15 protein-coding genes are annotated in these 22,862 nt (G+C 33.9%); 7 read left to right on the forward strand and 8 right to left on the reverse strand.

The genetic code is table 11. The features are described from left to right. Positions 1-11: 11 nt before the first annotated feature. The 8 genes from ACVCXO_RS04900 to ACVCXO_RS04935 all read right to left on the reverse strand — a co-directional run bounded on the left by ACVCXO_RS04900 (position 12) and on the right by ACVCXO_RS04935 (position 13,252). A complete protein-coding gene (locus ACVCXO_RS04900) occupies positions 12-1,169 on the reverse strand; it encodes a mandelate racemase/muconate lactonizing enzyme family protein (RefSeq protein ID WP_452228482.1) in 1,158 nt (385 codons plus the stop codon). Between the two features lie 97 nt (positions 1,170-1,266). Then, on the reverse strand, positions 1,267-1,911 hold the full coding sequence (locus ACVCXO_RS04905) for a hypothetical protein (protein ID WP_452228483.1): 645 nt from the start codon (positions 1,909-1,911) through the stop codon (positions 1,267-1,269). Between the two features lie 17 nt (positions 1,912-1,928). After that, the gene (locus ACVCXO_RS04910) at positions 1,929-3,641 is read right to left on the reverse strand and encodes a hypothetical protein (protein WP_452228484.1); all 1,713 of its coding nucleotides are present in this window, start codon (positions 3,639-3,641) and stop codon (positions 1,929-1,931) included. 7 nt (positions 3,642-3,648) lie between these two features. Then, positions 3,649-5,409, reverse strand: coding sequence for a RagB/SusD family nutrient uptake outer membrane protein (locus ACVCXO_RS04915; protein ID WP_452228485.1), 1,761 nt, complete (start codon positions 5,407-5,409; stop codon positions 3,649-3,651). A gap of 12 nt (positions 5,410-5,421) precedes the next feature. Beyond that, complete coding sequence (locus tag ACVCXO_RS04920) at positions 5,422-8,520, reverse strand: SusC/RagA family TonB-linked outer membrane protein (RefSeq protein ID WP_452228486.1); 3,099 nt, start codon at positions 8,518-8,520, stop codon at positions 5,422-5,424. A 41-nt stretch (positions 8,521-8,561) separates the two neighbouring features. Beyond that, positions 8,562-11,552, reverse strand: coding sequence for a sulfatase-like hydrolase/transferase (locus ACVCXO_RS04925; RefSeq protein ID WP_452228487.1), 2,991 nt, complete (start codon positions 11,550-11,552; stop codon positions 8,562-8,564). A 266-nt stretch (positions 11,553-11,818) separates the two neighbouring features. Continuing rightward, the gene (locus ACVCXO_RS04930) at positions 11,819-12,178 is read right to left on the reverse strand and encodes a hypothetical protein (protein WP_452228488.1); all 360 of its coding nucleotides are present in this window, start codon (positions 12,176-12,178) and stop codon (positions 11,819-11,821) included. Between the two features lie 39 nt (positions 12,179-12,217). Then, positions 12,218-13,252: a family 16 glycosylhydrolase gene (locus tag ACVCXO_RS04935; protein WP_452228489.1), complete on the reverse strand. Its 1,035-nt coding sequence runs from the start codon at positions 13,250-13,252 to the stop codon at positions 12,218-12,220. A 242-nt stretch (positions 13,253-13,494) separates the two neighbouring features. Here ACVCXO_RS04935 and ACVCXO_RS04940 point away from each other — a divergent pair, with 242 nt between their 5' ends. From ACVCXO_RS04940 to ACVCXO_RS04970, 7 genes are all read left to right on the forward strand, one after another. Continuing rightward, positions 13,495-14,442: a 2-dehydro-3-deoxygalactonokinase gene (locus ACVCXO_RS04940; RefSeq protein WP_452228490.1), complete on the forward strand. Its 948-nt coding sequence runs from the start codon at positions 13,495-13,497 to the stop codon at positions 14,440-14,442. Then, positions 14,435-15,079, forward strand: a complete 645-nt coding sequence (locus ACVCXO_RS04945; protein ID WP_452228491.1) for a bifunctional 4-hydroxy-2-oxoglutarate aldolase/2-dehydro-3-deoxy-phosphogluconate aldolase — start codon at positions 14,435-14,437, stop codon at positions 15,077-15,079. The genes ACVCXO_RS04940 and ACVCXO_RS04945 overlap by 8 nt, the downstream gene beginning before the upstream one ends. 159 nt (positions 15,080-15,238) lie before the next feature. After that, complete coding sequence (locus ACVCXO_RS04950) at positions 15,239-16,102, forward strand: AraC family transcriptional regulator (protein ID WP_452228492.1); 864 nt, start codon at positions 15,239-15,241, stop codon at positions 16,100-16,102. 184 nt (positions 16,103-16,286) lie between these two features. Beyond that, positions 16,287-17,720, forward strand: coding sequence for a sulfatase-like hydrolase/transferase (locus tag ACVCXO_RS04955; RefSeq protein ID WP_452228493.1), 1,434 nt, complete (start codon positions 16,287-16,289; stop codon positions 17,718-17,720). A 40-nt stretch (positions 17,721-17,760) separates the two neighbouring features. After that, positions 17,761-19,254, forward strand: coding sequence for a family 16 glycosylhydrolase (locus ACVCXO_RS04960; protein WP_452228494.1), 1,494 nt, complete (start codon positions 17,761-17,763; stop codon positions 19,252-19,254). A gap of 7 nt (positions 19,255-19,261) precedes the next feature. Continuing rightward, entirely contained in the window at positions 19,262-20,746 is a 1,485-nt protein-coding gene (locus ACVCXO_RS04965; protein ID WP_452228495.1) for a family 16 glycosylhydrolase, read from the forward strand. Between the two features lie 138 nt (positions 20,747-20,884). Next, the gene (locus ACVCXO_RS04970; RefSeq protein ID WP_452228496.1) at positions 20,885-22,855 is read left to right on the forward strand and encodes a glycoside hydrolase family 127 protein; all 1,971 of its coding nucleotides are present in this window, start codon (positions 20,885-20,887) and stop codon (positions 22,853-22,855) included. Positions 22,856-22,862: the final 7 nt, after the last annotated feature.

A 22,862-nucleotide genomic window follows, 5' to 3' on the forward strand; every position in this document is an offset into this window, starting at 1 on the left:
TGTTTTTATTCTTAAAAGGTTGTTTGCTTTGCTTTGTGTTCTTTGTCGATATATTCCATTAATACTTTCTCATCCACTTCCAGACCAAGACCAGGTCCAGTAGGTACTTCAATCATACCATCTTTCATTTTTATTTTAGGAAAGGTGAGACGTTCTCTTAAACCGTTTTCAGTTTGATCGTATTCTATTAAAAAATCTGGCGCTTTCATTCTACCAGGCATACATTCTAAATTGGAAATAAAATGTAATGCAACATGAATACCAATAGAGGTTCCCCAAGTATGAGGGACAACTTCAACGCCGTAAGTGCTTGCTAAAGCAGCAATACGTTTTGCTTCGGTTAAACCACCACTAGAACAAATATCTGGCTGTATAATATCTACAGATTTATTTTTTAGTAGTTGTTGAAAACCGAATCTTAAATATTCACATTCTCCACCAGCAATTGGAATGGACGTACTATTTCTTAACTCGTTATATTGTTCGTAATATTCGGGGGAAACAGGTTCTTCAAACCAACTAATATCAAACTGCTCTACTTTTTGGCATAGGGCTTTGGCTTCTTTTAAAGTATAGGCATGGTTAGAGTCTATCATTAATTGCATATCATCGCCCATTAAACCACGTATTTTCTTTATATTCTCAAAGTCTTCTTGTACACCTAATCCAACTTTCATTTTTATAGCTTTAAAACCTTGTGATTTGTATAAAGCAACTTCTTTTTCAAAATCTCTGGACGGGTTATCTGGATCTGTAAAATACAAACCTGTAGCGTATGGTTTGATTTTTTTTCTGTGTGCACCTCCAAGAAGTGTAGATATTGGTAGGTTAAGAATTTTACCTTTTAAATCCCAAAGCGCAATATCAATAGCGCTAATAGATGCTACTAATACTCCTCTTCTTGCATAATCTAGAGTTTTACGGTACATGGTACTCCATATTACTTCATTCTCTAATGGGTTTTGACCTATTACAAGTGGTTTTAAAAATTGTATTCCAGCTTCTAAAATAGCTGCTGGTCCATAGCCTTCTCCCCAACCAACTTGACCATTGGATGCCGTTACTTTAACAATACAAATACAACGTTCTGAGTATTCCCATTGTGAAAAGAAGAACGTTTTAGATAATTTATCTTTAAGAACAAAGGTTTCAATTTTTTCAATAATCATAATTTCAATTTAGTATAGTTAGTACTAATGGCATTTTATAAAAGCAACAAACAATTAACGCTATAATTAGGCCATTTTAATAATCTTTAAGCGTAACTTAATTATATACTTGTTCGTCTTCCATTAGTAATCTATACGCAACAGTTGAAGTTCTTGTTCTTACTCTAGTAGTTGTTCCAGACCCATCTATAGATGTTTCAATTGTAATTACTGCATCACTGGTAACATCCGGATTTTCATCGGTATCTGTAATTGTTTCTGTTCCTGCAACATCCGAATCGATAGTATTACTTCTAGTAGTTGTTACTGTGGTTATATCTATGGTTAAACCAAGAGTTGGTTCGGTAACACTTCTATCGTAATTAATAGTATAGTTATAATCATTGGTAACATCTTGCGTATCCGAAAAACTGGAATCGGAAGCAGCATAAGTTATATCATAATTTAAATCTGTAGAGTTATTAACTAAATTAATAGGGTCATACGCAACTGCATTTCCAAAGGATGTATAGTGGATTACTAAAGGTTTGTCTTTGTAGATATTAATTGCAAAAGGTTTAAAAGATTTATTTAATCCTTCTTGGTTAAAATTTGGGTTATCTGCAAGATTAGCTGCTATGTCTGTAAGACTAATTACAGGTACCAATTGTATATTGGATTCTTTAAAATTGTTTTCTTCATCACAGCTTGTAAAAGAAAATATAATAGTTAAAATGCTGATATATTTTATAATAGTTTTCATGTTCTTGGTATTTAAAATTATGGTCTTGGTTCTAATTCTACAAGTGATAAATCATCAAAATATAGTAATTGTGGTCCAGTAATTCCTGCATTATCTTCAGCTACAACTCTTAATGTAGTTCTATAACTTGCAGGTAAAGCAGTATCAAAGGTTATTGTTTGCGATACTTCTACCCATTCATTATTATTGATGGTTGATATATCAAATGTTGAAATATGTGTTACAGGATTTCCAAATTCCATTCGGAACGCATTTAAATTAGAATTTTCTTTAAAGACTTTATAAGAAACTCTGTAGGTTCCAGCAGCAATACCGCCTGGTTGCGAAAAACTAAATCCAAAAAGATTGATTAACGGAATGTTTTCTCCTGCAGGTAATTGATAACGCATACTAGCATCACCATCAAAAGAATTAGTTGTAACACGTTCCCATACCCAATCACCAAATTGACCATTACCTTGTCCGCCAGGGATGAAAAATTGAGCGGAAGCGTTAGCGTTATTAACGCCACCACCTGCGGTTTCAAAACTAGCCCAGCTAGATGTACCTCCTGGTAGAACGGAATCTCCAAAAAACATTTGTACGTTTTCAGGTCCAAAAGATTGAAGTACTCTTGTGTCTGTAGATGTTATGCCATCTGTTGCATTATTATAGGAAACAGTTATGGTGTCTGAATTATAGATTTGTTGTGCTAATGATAATTCTATAAAAGTAGCATTTGCACTACTTACTGCTACAGATTGCACAGGTATTATTTGATTAAATATACCAGCTTCTGCATTTGTAACGCTTACTGTAAAGTTGTCTTCTTGCCCTGAAAAGTTCACGGTCTCACCGTTTACTTGAAATGAGATTTTTTGACCTTCGTCTTCTTTTAATTGTCCACTAAACACGAAAGGTTGTGAAGAAGGTATTACATTAACTTTTAAAGGAATTAACTTGATTTCTGTAGCTTGTGGATCGGGTGCTTGTCTAAAAGATCTCATTTCACCTGTAAATGTTCCTAGTTGAAAAAAACGAACAACTGCGGTTACTCCTCCAACTTGATTAGGTGTACCTTCTGCAAATCTCCAAGATCTACCGTTTGGTCTACCTTCTGTTGTTAAGTCTGTAAAGGTTAGAGAAGAACCAGCTTCAACATCTACTGTTGGCCATGAATTTATATCATCCAATGTTGGCATATCTGCTTCGGTAACATTTAATATATCGACACCATCTTGCGATACTTTAAATGCGGGTTTAAGTTTTGCAAATACATCAAAAGTAAATGTAGTATCAATAACCCAAAGGTTTCCTTCTTGTACTGCATTCAATTCCCCTTCACTCGAATAATAAGTTACAGGTTCATTAAATTTATTATAAAGCCTTACGGTATTAAGCCCACTATTTCTAAAAAATACGTGTGCTTTTTTAGATGTTTTTACTAAACCAGCTTGGTTATCAATAAATGGAACTAAATCGTCGCTACCTGGTTCAAAATCTGCTTTAAGATAATGATTGCCTTCTTGAATTTGCCATTCGTGACTTGCAGTTCCTTGCGATAAATCGAAAAAAGAGATATGCGTGTCAATATTTATGCTAAAAGGGTTTTGAGCATCTTGATCCACTCCAATTGCCCAAGCTGTATCTGATAGCGTATCTGGTGCACTGTAATCTTGGTATTCGTCTTCATCACAATTCCAAAATAGAACCAAACTTAATGCTAATAATGTTATTCTTATTGTTTTCATAATGCTTTTAATTAATGTTTGGATTAGAATTTATTTCTGAAAAAGGAATCGGATAATCTCCATGTACTGCTTCAGAATAATTTAAAACAGAGGCGTCAAATTCATAATCCACAGTGGCATAAGGAACAGAAGGGATTTCTGCTTTTAAAGAAGGTTTGTTTCCTCTTGTAATAGTTTGTCCTTCTGAATTAATAAATTGAAAATCTACACCATAATAGGTGGCATTAGATAACTCTTGTAAGCGATCTTCAAAACTATAATTGTCAGATCTTTTCCAACGTTTAAAATCAAGATGACGAATGCAGTGTCCTTCGATAGACATTTCTAAAGGTTTTTCAATTCTCATGAGGCGTTGCATTAATGAGTTTGCCGTATAAGCTTCGCCGTCATAGGTTCCAGATAATGGTCCAGACGTACCTATTAACAACAGACCCCATCTTTTTCTAACTTGGTTTATTAAATCCATAGCATCTTGTACAGCTCCTGTTTTAATTTTACACTCTGCTTGCATTAATAATACATCTGCAAGTCTATTTAAGGTTACATTTTTACTAGAGTAGGGAGCACCTCCAGGAACATCACCTTCTCTAGCAAGTATATCATGATTTGTGTATTTTTTCCACCAAGCAAATCCCCAAGCCGTAGCATTAAAACGAGTATATTCACTTACCGTTCCATCTAAATAATAGGTGGTTTGGTTATCTTCTACAATAGCTATCATTGCTGAGGCACGAAGCGGAACGTTTCTTAATGTAGTTCCTGTATTAGGATCTTCATAGTAATTTCTTGTGTCTGAAGGATCCATTGGTTCTGATTTGTAATCATAAGCAATCCAAGCAGGACCAACTGCACCTCTTGTATTCGATGTTTGTTGATTTAACCAGTTGGTTCCAGATTCTCCAGTCCATGGCGGTAAATCTAATCTAACATTATCATTACTAAAATTAATTTCTAGAATTGATTCTTGATTAAATTCTCCTGCTGTAGTAAATAATTTATCCATATCATATTCTAATGAATAACCATGGTTGTTTATTACATCTTGAAAGTAAGGCATAGCTCTGGTGTAATCTAACTCATATAAATAGCTAGTTCCTAAAATGGTTGCAGCAGCACCAGAGGTAACTCTACTTGCATCATTATCTGGATATTCCCCTTTCATATAAAGGTTATCGTATGCAAATTGTAAATCTTCTCTTATAAAAGTTATAACATCTTGGGCAGAAGATAATGGTTTCGCAAAATCGTCTTGCGTTACAGGTACTGCGTCACGAATAACTATACTTCCTTTATTAAAAGTGGTATATAAGTAAAAATGAAATAGGCCTCGTAAAAAACGTGCTTGTGCCATTTGAGAGTTCCATTCCTCTTCATCTCCACCATTATTTTCTAGGTTATTTAAAGCCTCAATTACTTGATTCGCTCTAAATGCCCCTTGGTAGTTTATAGTCCATTTATCTGTAATTTCATTTGTACTACCCGTGTAGGTGTGCAAGTAGAAATCCTCCGTATTTTGAGGAGCAGGTCTACCATATCCTGGATATCCCATATCGGATCTTAGTATTTCTGCTATTTTATTTATAACAGCTGGGTGATGCAGCGTTTGGTATGTTGCATTTAATCCTTGGTTTGTTTGATTTAAATCTTTCCAAAAATCATTTTCCCCAATTTCATTTGGGTTGCTTACTTCAAAATAATCATCGGAACAAGAACTAATAGTCAGTACTACAACTATTAACATAATTAATTTTCGCATGGTATGTTTCATAATTATTATTTTTTAAAAGTTTAAGTTTAATCCTAACATATACATTTTTGATATTGGACCAGTATTTGAATCTAAACCTTTAGATAAAATACCTCCACCAACTTCTGGGTTATACCCTGAGTATTTTGTTAGTGTTAATGGGTTTTGTACTCTAACATAGAAGCGTAAATAATCTAGTCCCCATTTTTCTACTCTCTTTTTAGGAATATTGTATCCTAGAGATGCTTGACGTAATCTAACATAAGATCCATCTTCTAAGTAAAGATCACTGTTACCTCTATAATTTGGATGTCTTCTAATATCATTTTGATATGCAGGAATAGATGTTTCTGGGTTTGCAGGAGACCATTGGTATACTTGATCTTTATGTCTACCAAAACCATATGCCCAAGCATCAAATCCATTCATTACTTCTTGACCAAGTGCTGCATACCAATTCATAGAGAAATCAAAGTTTTTATACCTTGCTTCAAAGGTATAACCAAGCTCGTATTCTGGTAAACCACTACCGCTATAAGCGCGATCATTATCATCTATTGTACCATCATTATTATTATCTATAAAGCGGGTGTCACCCATTTTAGCATTGCTAACTATTTTTTGGTACGCTGCTAGCTTTTCTTCTGTATCAATGATACCATCTGTTTGGTATAAGAAAAAGGAAGCAGCAGGATAACCAACCGCTAGACGCGTGATTCTAGATTGGTCTGGAGCTCTACCTACTAATACAGAGGTGTTGTTTTCAATAAATTCTGTATCTCCATTAATCTTAGTTATTTCATTCTTGTTTGTCGTAAAGGTTCCGTTCATATTAATATTTACGTTACCTAGTTTTGCACGATAGCTGGCACCTAATTCTAAACCGGCATTAACCATATTACCAACGTTTAAAATAAGACTAGCATTTTCTCCACCACCAGCAGAAGGTGGGATTAAAATAGGGAATAGCATATCTACTTTTTTTCTGTAATAGTAATCTGCGGTAAGTGTTATTTTGTTTTTTAGAAAACCAAGATCTAAACCTAGGTTTTTTTCAGCAGTTGTTTCCCATGTTAATATTTCATTCGCAAAATCTTGTTGAATGGTACCTAAATTAATAGTTTCTGTTCCAGTGTCACCATTGGTTCCAAAATAGTTTATGTTTTGAACTAAACTTGGGATGTAGTTATATGGGGAAATTCTGTCATTTCCAATTTCTCCATAAGAAGCTCTTACTCTAAAACTGTTCACAGCACTTTTATAATTTTCCCAAAAATTTTCTTCATGAACATTCCAAGCTAATGCTATATTAGGAAAGATTCCAGAATTGTACTCTAATCCAAAATTTGTAGATCTATCATTTCTAACCCCAGAGCTTAAGATATATTTATCTTTATAATTGTATTGAATTCTACCTAAAAGACTAAATCTTTTTTCAACATCTTCATAAGAACCTACGCTTTGTGTTCCTGTTGCTAGGTCTAAAGTTGTGCTACCTGGAAAAGTAACACCTGCACGTCTCGCTGAAAATGCTTCCTCACTATTATCTTCTAACTCGGTAAAAAAGGTAAAGGTTACCGTCTGATCTTCTAATAATTCTTTTTCATAAGTAGCACCTATGTTTCCAAATATGTTCGTTCTAAAAATCGTTCGGCTGTCTATATAACTGTTTTCTGGTTCACTTTGTAGTAGACCTGAGTTATTGTAGATTACTTGATAAGGTCTAATGATTTTTCCTATATCACTTATTTTAGTAAGACTTAAATTGGTTTGAAGATTTAAACCATCAATTAATTCATAATTTAATGTTACTGCACCAGAAATTCTGTTTCTTTTTAAATTATTTGTGGTTCTAAGACTTTCTAAAACCCATCCTAATCGGTTCACATCATCACCATCTTGGTTTAATTCTTCCACTATATTATTTATATCTAAACCATTTTGAGTTGGTCTGTAAACAATAGCTTGTGATAATAAATTTCCTTGTGGTATATCTCTGTCTTCTGTTACAAATGCTAAACTAGATTGGATGCGTAATTTATTTTTACTGTAAACCGTGTTAGCACGCATATTAAAGCGGTTAAAAGCAGAGTTTATTTGTAAACCTCCTTGGTCATATAAGCCCAATCCGACATTATATGTAATATCATCTGTACCTCCAGAAATATTTATATTATATGTTTGTGTTGCTGCTTGATCATTAAAAACCAAGTCGTTTAAATCGGTTTCATTTACAAAAGATGCTGGTTGTTGCAATAATTGTAAATTAACTTGATCATAAGTAGTGTTGTTCACATTTGCGGCAGATACAATGTCAAAATAGGTTTGCTCTACAGAATTCATTAATGGTACTGCCGAGTTTCTTTGTTGAATGGCATAACTTGCATTTGTTCGTACTCTTAAGGTACCAGGTTTACCTTGTTTGGTTGTAATTAAAATAACTCCTGTTCCTCCACGTACTCCATAAATCGCTGTGGAAGCAGCATCTTTTAGTACCGTTAAGGATTCTATATCTGTTGGTGGAATTCTTGGGTTACCATCTTGTATAATTCCATCTACAACATATAATGGTTCGTTTTGTCCTTCTGCAAGGGTAGAAATACCACGTATTAATATTTCAGAATCTCCACCTGGTAATTCGGAAGCAACAATGTTAACACCTGCAACTTGTCCTTGTAATGCGGAACCTACATCGGAGGTTACAATACTTTCTAGGTCATCAGATTTTAGTTGCGTTAAGGCTCCTGTAATTTCTTTTTTCTTTACCGTTCCGTATCCAACAACAACTACTTCATCCAGACTATTTTCATCTGGTTTTAAAATAATATTTATTTGAGCTGTTTCATTTACAGTTATTTGTTGTGTTATGAGTCCTAAGTAACTATAAATTAAGATGTCTCCTTTATTCGCTTCAATAGTATAATTTCCATCAAAATCAGTGATTTCTCCTTTATTCGTGTTTTTGATAAGTATCGTAACACCTGGTAGAGGAAAACCATCTTCTTCAGAGGTAATGTTTCCTGAGATTATTGTGTTTTGAGCATATATGTTAAAGCTGCAAAACAAAGCAAAAAGTATAATGGACAGAAGTTTTCCTTTTTGGTCTTTAGTTGATAAGGTTTTATGTTTCATTTAATTATGTTTTAAAGCCTGTTTAAATTAGTTTAATTATATTATAATTTCATTATTTTTTCGAAAGAAAGAGCGGTATCCGATTTTATTCTTAAAAAGTACATGCCAGCTGAAAAGTTTGAAAGATCTATTTTTTGAGAAGTCACATTTTTAGTTTGTATTTTTTTTATCGATTTTCCCGAAATGGATAAAACCTCTATTTCTACATCTTTATGCGTTTTACTAAACTGAACTGTAAAAACTCCTGTAGATGGATTAGGATATATTTTTAAATCTTCCTTAGTTACATGAGTAGTAGATAAACTAAGTTGGCCTAGAAAAATATTTCCCACATTACCACCAACGGTATAATCGCTTTTCCATAAGTAGTACGCATTATCTTCATTTAAATTCCAGTTCATGTAATTGTTTATGCTAGATCTTAATGTAGCAGCATCTCCAGAGGCATTACCAACATAAACTCCATAATTTTGATCATAAGGATTAGCAATATCTCCGCCTGTAACATCGATGTCAAAACCAACAAGAGCTGCAGGTAGCACGCAATAAGCGTTACCACCACCAATAGCCCATCCAGCAGCTTGTACACTACCACCATTATCTACGCCGTTAGTGTTTAATCCTGTAAGCCAAGCATTACTAGTATTATCTGGATGTGTAGCCGTATTTCCATGGTATATTAAAACGGAATCTCCAGCAGGAGAAAGGTCCCAATCACCATCTGTACCAAAGGTCTGTACGGTATTACCAACAGGGGTTTCTACACCACTAATAACCGTTGTAATAATGCCATCGCTGCCTAGTTTAAAAACGGTTCCTCCATTATGAGAACTTGTAGAAGTCCATGAAAATACATCGTCTATGGCATAAGGGCTTCCGCCACCTCCAAGATTAAAGGAGCCATCTGCCTTCCAACTACGGTTTGATAAACTAATGGAAGTTCCAGCATCAATATCTTTTAAAATAATAAAGGCTAATTCTCCTATGTTTTGTGCTGCAGCTTTATAACCTACAATAGCAACATCACCTGTTGTTAAAGTAGTAGGTACCGTAACATCTGAAATATTAATTTGTGCTGGTGTAGCATTTATAGATCCCACCGAGGTATTTGTTAATTGAATAATTACAGTTTCACTTATTTCTGCTAATCCATCTTCACTAGCTACAATGGTAATGTCTGTACTGTTAGTACCTTCATAAATTGTTAAAGTACCCGATAAAGTGGTGTAATCTGAACCATCTGTTGCCGCTTCACCACTAACTATATAAGTAACAATTATATCTTGGTCTGCATTAATACCAGTAGGTAGGCTTACGGTAAAAACACCATTAGTTGTGCCTTCTGTAGCGTCATTTACTCCTGCAATATTAATTAGATCTGTTTGTTGTATTAACGGCATTCCGAAAAAACCATCGTAATTAGGTAGCGTTCCATCATTCCATAAAAAACTATGTGGATGCCCGTTTCCTCCATCATCATTATCAAACCAACAAGGAGTTACATCTTGAAATTCGGATACCCAAGCAACACCAGAAGTTAGCATGTCGTCCACAAGTTGCTCTGCATTTGGTTCTGTACCTCTAATATTTGTTGTTTCCCCAGGATCTGTGATAATATTGTATAATTGAAAACCTGCTGTCGTGTTATTATTTCCTTTTTTAATTATTTTATAGTCTCCACGCATGATTGCTCCGTTTTGAAAACCACTTTGCGGACGCATTATATAAATAGATTCATTTGGTCTAGCGTTTTGATTCGTTTTAATTTGATTCATTACAGATTTTCCTTCCAACAGTTTCCCTGTAGGAACAGAAGCTCCTGCTAAATCTAAAAAAGAAGGATATAAATCAATAGACGATACTAAATGGTCATACGATTGTCCGGCAGAAAATTGATCTGGCCAATGTAATAACATTGGTACACGATGACCACCTTCATCTACGCTACCTTTACCAGCTGTAAGCGGATAATTTACAGCACCAGCTTGTCTTAATTTACCGCCATTATCACTCATAAAAATAACTAAAGTGTTATCTAAAATTCCATTTGCTACTAAGGCATCTTTTACCAAGCCAACACCTTCATCCATAATACTCACCATGGTTGCATATATAAGACGGTCTTCCACTAGTGAATCTCTGTATGCCTGATCGGTACCAGTCCAATTGTTAGGAATGTTCGCGTTTAAAATATCAGGACTATCTGCTACTACTGTAGAGAATGTACTACCAGAAGTTCCGTTACCATTTACAGCATTAAACGCATCTATTTTAGCTTGTGGTGCTTGTAAAGGAGTATGTGGCGCGTTGTATGCTAAATACATAAAAAAGGGATCGTCATTTGGATTTGTTGAAGCATTTACATGGATATAGTTAACAGCTTCTTCCGTCAATATATCTGTTAGGTATTCGTCATTATCAAACTCCGATGGATCGATATAGGCACCATTTCTTCTAAGAGGTACGCGATATTCATTAGTAGTATTGGGATTGTTAACCCATTGAGGTTCATAAGAAGATTCAAAATATTCATGCCCACCACCAAGCATTCCAAAGAAATGATCAAAACCTCTACTATTTGGAGTAAACTGTGTGTCTACACCTAAATGCCATTTACCAATAGCAGCAGTATTATAATCGTTTTCTTGTAAAACTTTACTGAAAAATTTCTCGTTTGTGGTTACCCCATCAAGATCGTTAACACCATTAGGTAAATTATATTGCGCACAGACTCTATGCGGATATACACCTGTTAATAAAGCTGCTCTACTTGGTCCGCAAAAAGGGTGTGCAACGTGTGCGTTTTTAGCAATTATTCCGTTAGCGGCAAGTGCATCTATTTGCGGGGTTGGAATAGCACCATAGGCAGCAGGGAAATCGGCTGGCCTGTTAAACCCAACATCTGTAAAACCTAAATCATCGGCGAAAATTAGAATAATATTTGGCCTTGTGTTTTCTGTTTGGCTAAACCCAAATGCAGATAACATCATGGATAGTATCGTTATGCTTACTTTAAAATTTCTGTTATTCATGAGCATTATTTTTTCTAATTATAAGTATAGTAGTTATTACTTATCAAATCTAAGCTAGTTATGCGAAAACGATTAAGTATATATTAACCTTAACTTGCTCCATATTAACTCATATTTAACAGAACGGTAATCCATTTTTATTATAATAACAGAAAATAACCTAGTGTAAACAGTAAAACCTGCAAACAATTAGCTTTTTTGAGCTAGCTGTTTACAGGTTTATTCATATAACTCTTAACAGAGTTATGACTAATTAATGTAAAGTATTACTTTACTTTTTTAAGTTCTTCTCTCATTTCGTCTAGCCAATCTTTCATATCTGCATATGCCTTACCAGTTAGCTTTGATAATTTATTGTGAAATGTTTTGCTAGCTTCTCTATTGCTTGCTTTCATTTCTTCTTTAGTGATATCTCCAGCTTTTGAATCTTGATTGCTTTTCATGTAAGCAGATACCATTTCTAGTCTAAACTCAGAAAGTTCGGCTTGTTGCTTATCATCCAAATTATATTCTTTAGCTGCTGCTTCAACAAAATGAGCGTTTTGTCTTAATTGAAATTTACCTTGTCCGAAAGATGTTGCTACGGTTACAAATAATAATAATAATGTTAAAACGATTTTTTTCATGATAATTTAAATTTAAGTTGTTAATGTTTTAGTTAGTAATCAATTTTTTTGCCAAACTCTAATGTATTCTATTTCAAAGTCAACAATACCATCCGCTTTCTTTCCTTCAGGACTTTTTGCTTCTAATTCTTCTTTGCTTTTTGGTACGTCGTGCCAAGGAAATGTTTCTTGATCTAGCCATAAGCTTATTGGTGTAGTTGCAACATAGCCATTGTAGTCCTCTGGTAAATCTATTTTCTTTCTGTTTTCTTTAGCCCATGCGGTTACTTCTTTTGGGGATACTTCAGAAAATAGTTTGCCATCTATATAATATTTTACACCATTTTCACTCCAATCAATTCCCCAAATATGAAAATCATCTGCAACTCTAAATCCTACATCTTTTCTTTCGGTGTAGGTTGGTTTGCCTGTTACAGGTTTATTCCAATCTCTAATAGACCACCATAGTTGACTATCTAAATGGGATTTATTAGAATTGCCTGTCCCTCCAAAAAGTTCAAAAAAGTCGAATTCTAGTTTGTCTCCCATAGACCAAAAAGCACTAGAAACAGGTGCGTCTACAGCCTTACTTTTTATTTCTATATAACCATATTTAAATTCTCTACGACCTATTATGCAAGCGGTTGTGATGTTCTCGTAAGGCAACGCATCTCCGAAAATAGGTTTTCTTACTTCTTCAATAAATGGGAAATCTGGTTCCCAACGTGTTTCAAGTATCAATTTCCCTGCTTCTAAACGGTAGTTTTTTCCTGAAAATTGAGATGGAGCACGACCTGTCCATACTTTTTTATTTGGTTTGTCAGGATGTTTGTAAAAAGGCTTACCATCTTTAAATTTACCAACGATATACCATTTGTCTTCGTCCATAATAGAAGCGTCAAATTCATCGCTTACTTGCGTGTTTAGCTCCCAGTTACCAGTATTGTTTGGGTCTGATGCAGGATAAAAAGAATTATTTTGAATAGCATTTGAAGCGGAAGAATCTGTAACTGTACTTTTTTGATTTCCACATGCAAAGACAAAACTCATACTAATAGTTAGGGCTAAAAAGTGAAAAGGATTAGTCTTATTCATATGCTGTGTTTTATCTGTTATTTGGATTGCTGATTACAAATTTGATAATAATAAAAGATTGAATATTCTTAAAAATTACCCATTTCTAAATTGATATTACCCTTGCCAGTAGAGAAGAAGATAAAGAGGTAAAATAATGCAATAACAAGGTAAACTTTATTGTTTCAAAATAGTTGTAAATTGTGTTCTTTGGATGAAGAGATAATAGGGCTATTAATTAAATCCCTCTGACGCATCAAACAATGGCTATACCAAAATATTTTATAAGTTGTGATTGGGGAACCAGTAATTTTAGATTAACCTTAGTAAAGGGAGAGTCTTTAGAGGTTATACAAGAGCATAGTACAGAAAAAGGTGTGAAAGTTTTATATAATGCCTTTTTAGAACAAGATAAATTAAATCAAAGTGATTTTTTTGCAAATTATCTATTACGGCAGATTCAAGTTTTTCCTAAGCAATATCAAAACTGTTTAATCGTTTCGGCAGGTATGGTGACCTCTAATATAGGATTGCATAATATGGATTATGCGGAAATGCCCTTTGACAGTGAAGGTAAAAAATTTGTATCTAAAAAATTACAGCTTAACTATGGATTAGAAATTTTATTAATTTCTGGTGTAAAAAATAGTCAGGGCATGATGCGAGGAGAAGAAACGCAGGCCCTAGGCTTAGAAGAATATCTGAAGCCGTATAAAGAGGCTATTTTAATTCTACCTGGTACACATAGTAAACACATAACATATAGTAACGGTTTTTTTACCGACCTTAAAAATTATATGACTGGAGAGCTTTTTGAAATTCTTTCTCAAAAAAGTATCCTGTCTAATTCCATTATAAAAGTAGACAAAGATCATATTATGGATATCTCTTTCTTAGAAGGAGTGAAATTTGGATGCCAAGGGAAGCTAACAGAGCGATTATTCTCTATTAGAGCAAATGATTTGTTTGAAAATGCTACCAAAGAAGAAAACTATTATTTTCTAAGTGGATTACTTATTGGAGATGAGCTTTCTTATTTAAAAAACGAATCAAAAAATGTCTTTTTAGGCTGCCCTTATCCATTAGCCAATCTTTATAAAATGGCATTAGATGAAATTTTAGGTAAAAATGAATATGTTCTTTTTGAAAGTGAAATTGTGGGAAAAGCAATGCTTATAGGACAACAAAAAATATTAAAACAATATGACTAATACTTCTTTTTCTTGGGAATTATATTACAAAGCACCAATCGTAGGTATCGTTAGAAGCCTACCGAGTGAAACAGTTAAAAAGATTGCGGAAGCTTATTTAGAAGCTGGCTTGCACACCATTGAAATTACAATGAACACGGAAGGTGCTGCCGAAATTATTCGTGATTTAAGAACCTCTTTTCCTAATCTTAATGTAGGAGCAGGAACCGTTTGTAATATGGGCGATCTTACTAAGGCACTAGATGCAGGATCTCAATTTATTGTAACACCTATTATAGATGAAGAGGTGATTAAAACATGTGTTGCTAAAAATGTGCCTGTATTTCCTGGTGCATATACACCATCAGAAATATACAAAGCATGGACTTTAGGAGCTTCAGCAGTAAAAATATTTCCGGCAACACAACTAGGTCCGCAATATATTAAAGATGTATTAGCGCCATTAAATACCATAAAATTATTACCAACAGGAGGAGTTTCAAAAGAAAATATTAAAGCGTTTTTTGATGCTGGTGCAGTTGGAGTAGGTATGGGAAGCTCGTTACTAAATAAGAAATGTATTCAAGAGGAAGATTTTGATGGTTTAAAAAAATATTTTATTTCTATAAAAAATGAAATCCAAAGTTTTTTAAAATAAATAGCGACTATTTGGTTGTAAAACAGTAGGTTGTGGTTGTTCGTAGGCTTGTTTTTGACTGTTTAAAAGGAGCTGTTTTTTGTGTAAAGACCAAATATTAACATTTCAATAAATTTATGTTAAATAATTATCAAATTATTTTATTTATATTTGATTATTATGAAATTGGTAATAAGAAATAACGACACACTCAGTAATAAGAGATTAAACACATACAAAAAGGTAGATCCTTGTTTGGATGAGCAGTGGCATTACCATGCAGAATTTGAATTATTATATATATCCAGTAGTTTCGGAATACGTTTTGTAGGTGATGACGTATCTCCTTTTAATCCAGGAGATTTAGTTTTAGTTGGTGCGTATTTACCGCATTTATGGAGAAATGATATGAAACATTATATCAAGGATGGTAAAATTCAAGAGCATGTGGAAACCATTGTTACCAAATTCACGAAAAATTTTCTTGGCGAAGATACTTTTGAGAATCCTGAATTTTCTGAAATTTCAAAACTTCTTAAAGAATCTAAATATGGTATTAGCTTTGGAAATAAAGTAAGTGCATCATTAAAAAAGGACTTATTGAAGTTACCAAGTTTATCTAGTACAAAGCAAAGCATTCAGCTTTTAAATATCTTAGATCAGCTTTCTTTAACTACAGATAAAGTACACTTATCTTCTACAGATATGCGTCAATATACTACGGAGAATTCTAAACGAATCGATAGTGTTATTAAATTTATTTCAGATAATTATTCTAAAGCGATTACTTTAAATGATGTCGCAGGAGTAGCATGTATGACCACAAACTCTTTTTGTCGTTTTTTTAAAAAAATGACAAATAAGTCTTTTACACAATTTTTAAATGAAGTTCGTATTAGAAATGCATCCCGTTTATTGGTGCAAGAAAATGTTTCTGTGTCTTCCGTATGTTATGCAGTGGGTTATAATTCGATAACAAACTTCAATAAACAGTTTAAACAAACCATGGGTACCACTCCAAAAAATTACAGACAATCCCTGTAAGTATTCAAACCGTATTCTTTTAAATAAAACGGCAATCCTTCCTTTTTAGGTTCTCTAGGAACCCAAATTATGTTACTATTTAATTATCAAGGTAAATCAGAGTTAATAGTTGGTAAGTTTGATAAAATAAATTGCGAATTTGTGACTAATTTTATGGTCATATAGATTATTAATAATTCGTAAAATGAAAAACTACTTTTTTATACTTCTTTTTCTATTGATTTACACATCAATAACAGCGCAAAAAAAACCGAATATTGTATTTCTTTTTGTAGATGACGCGGGTTATGCGGACTTTGGATTTCAAGGAAGTGATGTTATGATAACTCCAAATCTAGATAAACTAGCAAAACAAGGTGTGAAATTTACACAAGGCTATGTAACAGATGCTACTTGTGGTCCTTCTAGAGCAGGATTAATTACAGGGAAATACCAACAACGTTTTGGTTATCAAGAAATCAACGTTCCAAATTATATGAGTGAAAACTCAAAATTTTTAGGGGATGATATGGGTTTGCCATTGGATCAAAAAACAATTGCAGATTATTTAAAAACAGTAGGATATACCAATGCAGTGTACGGTAAATGGCATTTAGGAAATGCAGATCGTTTTCATCCTTTAAATAGAGGGTTTGATGAGTTTTACGGTTTTAGAGGTGGCGCACGAAGTTATTTTGGATACAAAAACTTTAATGGCGTGCACCATGATAATAAAATGGAACGCAATTTTGGGAATTTTGAAGAGCCTAAAGGATACGCTACAGATGTATTTGCTGATGAAGCAATTTCGTTTATTGAGAAAAATCAGAACAATCCATTTTTTATCTATTTAGCTTTTAATGCCGTGCATACACCAATGGAAGCTACAGAAGAAGATTTAAAGCAATTTCCAAATTTAAAAGGTAAGCGTAAAGAAGTCGCTGCTATGACATTAGCTTTAGATAGAGCTTGTGGTAAAGTATTAGATAAATTAAAAGAATTAGGATTAGAGGATAATACCATTATTGTGTTCTCTAATGATAATGGAGGTCCAACAGATAAGAATGCATCTTTAAATTTACCGTTGAGTGGAACAAAATCTAATCATTTAGAAGGTGGTTTAAGAGTGCCGTTTTTAATGAAATGGCCTGAAAAACTTAAAGCAAATACAGTTTACGATTATCCTGTTAGCACATTCGATTTATTACCAACATTTTATGCAGCTGGTGGAGGTGATTTTGCTGATTTAGATGATGTAGATGGTGTGGATTTAGTTCCTTTTGTAAATGGACTAAATTCGGAAAGACCACATGAATATTTATTCTGGAAAAAAGAAGCACGTGCCGTTTGCAGGTATAAGGATTGGAAATTAATTCGTTTTGCAGACAGACCTGCTGAGTTATACGATTTATCCAAAGATATTACAGAGCAAAATGATTTAGCAGCCACCGAACCAGAGCTTGTAAAAACCATGTTCAAAAAGCTATTTGAATGGGAATTAACCCAAGAACGACCATTATGGATGTTGCAACAAAAATTTGAAAAATACGATATTGACAGAATGGACCGCTATAGAACCCCAGAATTAGTGAAGAAAGAAATGGAGAAATACGATAATACTGTAAAAGTTAAAGGCTAATCCTAATTCTAAATTTAACCGAACTAATTGGATACATCAAATGATTAAAAAAAGTAAAACCATTTTTGTTATAGTATTAAGTGCTGTTGCACTTTGCACTTTAAGTTGTAAGGAAAAAAGGCAACAAAAAGACACTTCAGAAACTAGTATTCTAAACCAGGAAGTACTTCCTCTTTCTGATCCAGAAAATGAAAGTGGTTGGATTTTAAACGAAGAAATCAGCGATGAGTTCGAAGGGACTTCAATCGATACAACCAAATGGTTTGTAGAAGGACAAAACGGAGATTATTATATCTGGAAAGGTCGTGCACCTTCGCAATACGCACCTCATAACGTGGTGGTAGAAAATGGAAATCTAATCATAAAAACACAATGGGAACCAGATTATGATTTTGTAAAAGAAAGTTATGCAGATGGAGCTAACAACGATACCTATGGAGTTCACGAAGGAAAACCATTACCAGTAACAACGGCAGCAATTGTAAGTAAAAAAAGGTTCTTAAATGGTTATATGGAAATAAAATCTAAAGCACCAAAAGCAGCAATGACAGCAGCATTTTGGGCTATTGGTTTTGAGCAAGAGCTAGATATGTACGAACAGATGGGAGCGCCAAAAATTGCAAAAGAAGGTTCCATAACTAATACTATGAATCGAACTGCTATTCACGATTGGAGTCCACCTTCTACCAGACCTACAAAAGCATTTGGGTACGACGAAATATTACCATACATCACTTCAGACGAATTTCATGTTTATGGTGTGGAATGGGGTGAAGATTATTTGAAAATTTACAGAGATGGAAAATTTGTTCATGGATTTACACAAGATGAATTAGGTACAGATTGGGTGCTAAACAATCCAATGGAAATATGGATAGATTCCGAAATTTTTAAGTGGATAGGAGTACCGCATAAAGAAGAATTACCAGCGACATTTGAGGTGGAATATATGCGGGTTTGGCAGAAAGCATTAGATAATTTATTAACTAAAGATAGGGCCTTTTACGGATTTGAAGGACCAATTTTATTTGAAGAAAACCCTAGACCTTTAACTATGGTACCTGAGGATTCAGAAGCTAATGACTATCAGAAATTCTGGCTTTTTAGTGAAGGGGCTTCAAAATATTTAAAAATTACAGAAGGGCATTATGCAAGCGGAGTAGAAGCACTTCAGTTTTTTGGATATGGAAAAAATGATTCACTCCACGTAGAAAAAGTGGTTGCTAAAACACCAGAAGGGTCGTTAAACATTCCTTCCGGAGATTATAGACTTTCCGCTAAAGTTTGGTTAGACCAAGGTAGAATTACAGATACGATTCATATTTCATTAATGAATCCTAAATTAGACTTGATGTTTACTGGATTAAAATCAAAACCAAGAAAGCAATGGTTAACGGTTGCAGCTGATTTTTCAAGAACTGAAGCTTCTGCAGAAAGCGATGGCATCAAAATCGAAATTAGAAAAGAAGATTTGCCAGAAACAAAAGCAGCAAAATTATTTATAGACGATATAACAATTACAAAAGCAAAATAATACAACTATGAAATTCAAAAATTTTATATTTCTAGCAGTACTGAGTGTGACCACGATGACTTACGTGAGTTGTAAAGCACAAAATCAGCCCACAGCAAAAGAAAAGACAGAACAAGCTGCGGCTATGCCTTTTTCCGATCCGGATAATACAGGTGGTTGGGTAATGAATACAGAACTTAGTGATGATTTTAATGGTAAAGAAATCGATACTGTTAAATGGTTTGTAGAAGGAAGAAAAGGAGATTATTATATTTGGAAAGGTCGTGCACCTTCTCAGTTTGTACCGCATAATGTACGTGTGGAAGATGGTAAATTAAAACTAAGAACAGCTTGGGAGCCAGATTTCGAATTTTTTGACGAAAGTTATGCAGATGGAAACATGGGCTCATCGAAATATGGAGTTTATAAAGATGGAACACCAATGCCAGTAACAACTGCAGGTGTTTTAACTAATAAACGTTTTTTGTATGGTTATATGGAAGTGCGTTCTAAAGTTGGAGACGCAGCTATTACCGGAGCTTTTTGGGCTATTGGTTATGAGCAAGAATTAGATGTGTACGAGTTAATGGGGAACCCTAAAAATAAAAAAGGTAACATTAAGGAAGATTCGTATTTAGCAACTGCACACGATTGGAGTCCACCAGCACAACGACCAACTAATATTTTTAATCACACAGAAGATTTAGATTTCCGTACAGCAGACGATTTTCATGTCTATGGAGCAGAATGGGGAGTGGACTATCTTAAACTTTTTATCGATGGAAAAATGATTCGTCATTTTACGCAAGACCAATTAGGTACTGCTTTTGTATTAAACAATCCTATGGAAGTATGGCTAGATTCTGAAATTTTCTTCTGGCTAGGATTACCTCATAAAGAAGAATTACCTGTAGATTTCGAAATAGATTATATGCGTATTTGGCAAAAGCCTTCGGATAATTTATTAGCTAAAGATGCTGCGTTTTATGGATTTGAAGGGCCTATTCTTTATGAAGAAAATCCGAGACCATTAATGTTAGTTCCAGAAAATTCGGAGAATAATGAATACCAAAAATTTTGGACTATAGATGAAGCATCTTCAAAATTTTTAAATATTGCTCATGGCGATTATTACAAAGGGGTTAATAGTCTTGAGTTTACTGGCTATGGAAAAACAGATACCTTAGAAGATGAAAAAGTAGTTGCAATTGGACCTGAAGGTTCTTTAAAATTGGAAGCTGGCAACTATCAATTAAGTGCAAAAGTATGGTTAGACCAAGGCGATGTTCCAGATAATATTTATATGATATTACAAAATCCAAAATTGGAAGTTACATTTTCAGACCTTGAAAAATTACCAAGAAGAGAATGGATTACTATTGAAGCAGATCTTTCTAGAACAGAGGCTTCCGCTATAAACGATGCTTTAGCGATTGAAGTAAGAAAGAAAGATTTGCCAAAAATAAGAGCAGCTAAAATCTTAATAGACGATATTCAGATAAAAAAGAAATAAAAAGTTTAAAGCTAGGATTGTCACATTGAGGATTACTGAAAACTAAAAAAGTTTAAAGTAAAGATTGTCCCTTGAGGGACTTTACGGGTGTTTATAAAGATATCCTATTAATACAATAAAAACATAAAGAGTACAAAAATGAGCACACACAACAAAGCAATAACAAATACATCCGAAAGTCCATACGTAAAATTGAAAAGCATCAATTTTGGAGATTGCAAATGGGAAAACGGTTTTTGGGCAGAGAAAGTAAAAGACGCAGGAGATAAAATGCTCCCTTATATGGGTGATTTATTGTGTGGTGACATTGGTCATGGATTAAATAACTTTAAAATTGCTGCAGGAGAAAAGGAAGGTGAACACAAAGGATTTTATTGGCATGATGGAGACTTCTATAAATTTATGGAAGCTAAAATGTATGTTTACGGACTTACAAAAGATGGATCTCTTTTAAAAGAATTAGATGAATATATTGCTGTAATTGGAAGAGCACAAGAAGAGGATGGTTATATACATACACATATTCAAATAACAGAAGGTGCAGACCGTTTTGAAAATAGAAAATATCACGAAATGTATAATTTCGGACACCTATTTATTGCTGGATCTGTTCATTATCGTATTACTGGACAACGTAATTTTTTAGATATCGCTATTAAACAAGCCGATTTGTTGTACACGTATTTCATGCCAGATACCAAGCATTATCAACGTTTTGGTTTTAACCAAACCCAAATTATGGGATTGGTAGAATTGTACAGAACAACAAAAGATAAAAAGTATTTAAATCTTGCCGAAAAATTTATTAATAGAAGAGGAACTTTCGAAATTAAACATGATTCTACAACGGTAGGTTATCCTATTGGAGATATGGTGCAAGAACGTACACCATTTAGAGAATCGGAAGAGGCTGTTGGTCATGCCGTATTAGCTTTATACTATTATGCAGGAGCTGCAGATGTGTATGCAGAAACTGGTGAAAAAGCTTTGTTGGATGCATTAGATAAGCTTTGGGAAAACGTGACAGGTAAAAAAATGTACGTTACTGGAGCTGTTGGTCAAGCGCATTATGGCGCTTCTACAAGTTTAGATATGATTGAAGAAGGCTTTATCGATGCTTATATGATGCCTAACATGACTGCTTATAACGAAACGTGCGCTAACCTTTGTAATGCCATGTTTAGTAACAGAATGATGGGTATTAAAGGAGAATCTAGATATGCTGATATTATAGAATTGGTTTTATATAATAGTGGTTTATCTGGTATTAGTTTAGAAGGAAAAGACTATTTCTATTCTAATCCATTACGAATGGTAAATAATTCTAGAAATTATGACTCACATGATGATGTAACAGAAAGTCCGGTAAGACAGCCGTATTTAGAATGTTTTTGTTGTCCACCAAACTTGGTAAGAACGATTTGTAAAACTTCAGGTTGGGCTTATAATCTATCAGAAAATGGTGTTGCTGTAGTTTTATTTGGAGGAAATAATTTAGATACAACGATGCTAGATGGTTCTAAATTGAAGCTTTCTCAAGATACCGATTATCCTTGGAAAGGTTTAGTGAAAATAACAGTGGATGCATGTAAAGACACCGCATTTGAAATTAAAGTTAGAATTCCGAAATGGGCAGTAGGAAGTACCTTAAATGTGAATGGTGAAACTATAGAAATAACACCAGGAACATTTGCTTGTATAGAAAGAACATGGAAAGCAGGTGATAGTATCACTTTAGACATGCCAATGGAAGTAAAACTAATGGAAGGTCACAATAGAATTGAAGAAGTAAGACATCAAGTAGCAGTAAAAAGAGGACCAATAGTATATTGTATTGAAACACCAGATTTACCAAAAGATGCTGGTATTTTAGATGTATACTTAAATGCAGGCTCCGAATTAAAAGCAGTACACAAACCTGATTTTTTAGGAGGTGTAACAACGATCGATGTAGAACTTTTACTTAGAGAAGGTAAAACGGACGAAATGTACCAATCGGTAACAAAACCACAATTTAAATCTCATAAAACACAATTGGTGCCATATTATGCTTGGAGTAATAGAGGTCAAGCAGAAATGACAGTCTTTATGCCTGTGGTTTGGAACTAAAATAGAA

The sequence above is a fragment of the Lacinutrix sp. MEBiC02404 genome (assembly GCF_053601575.1).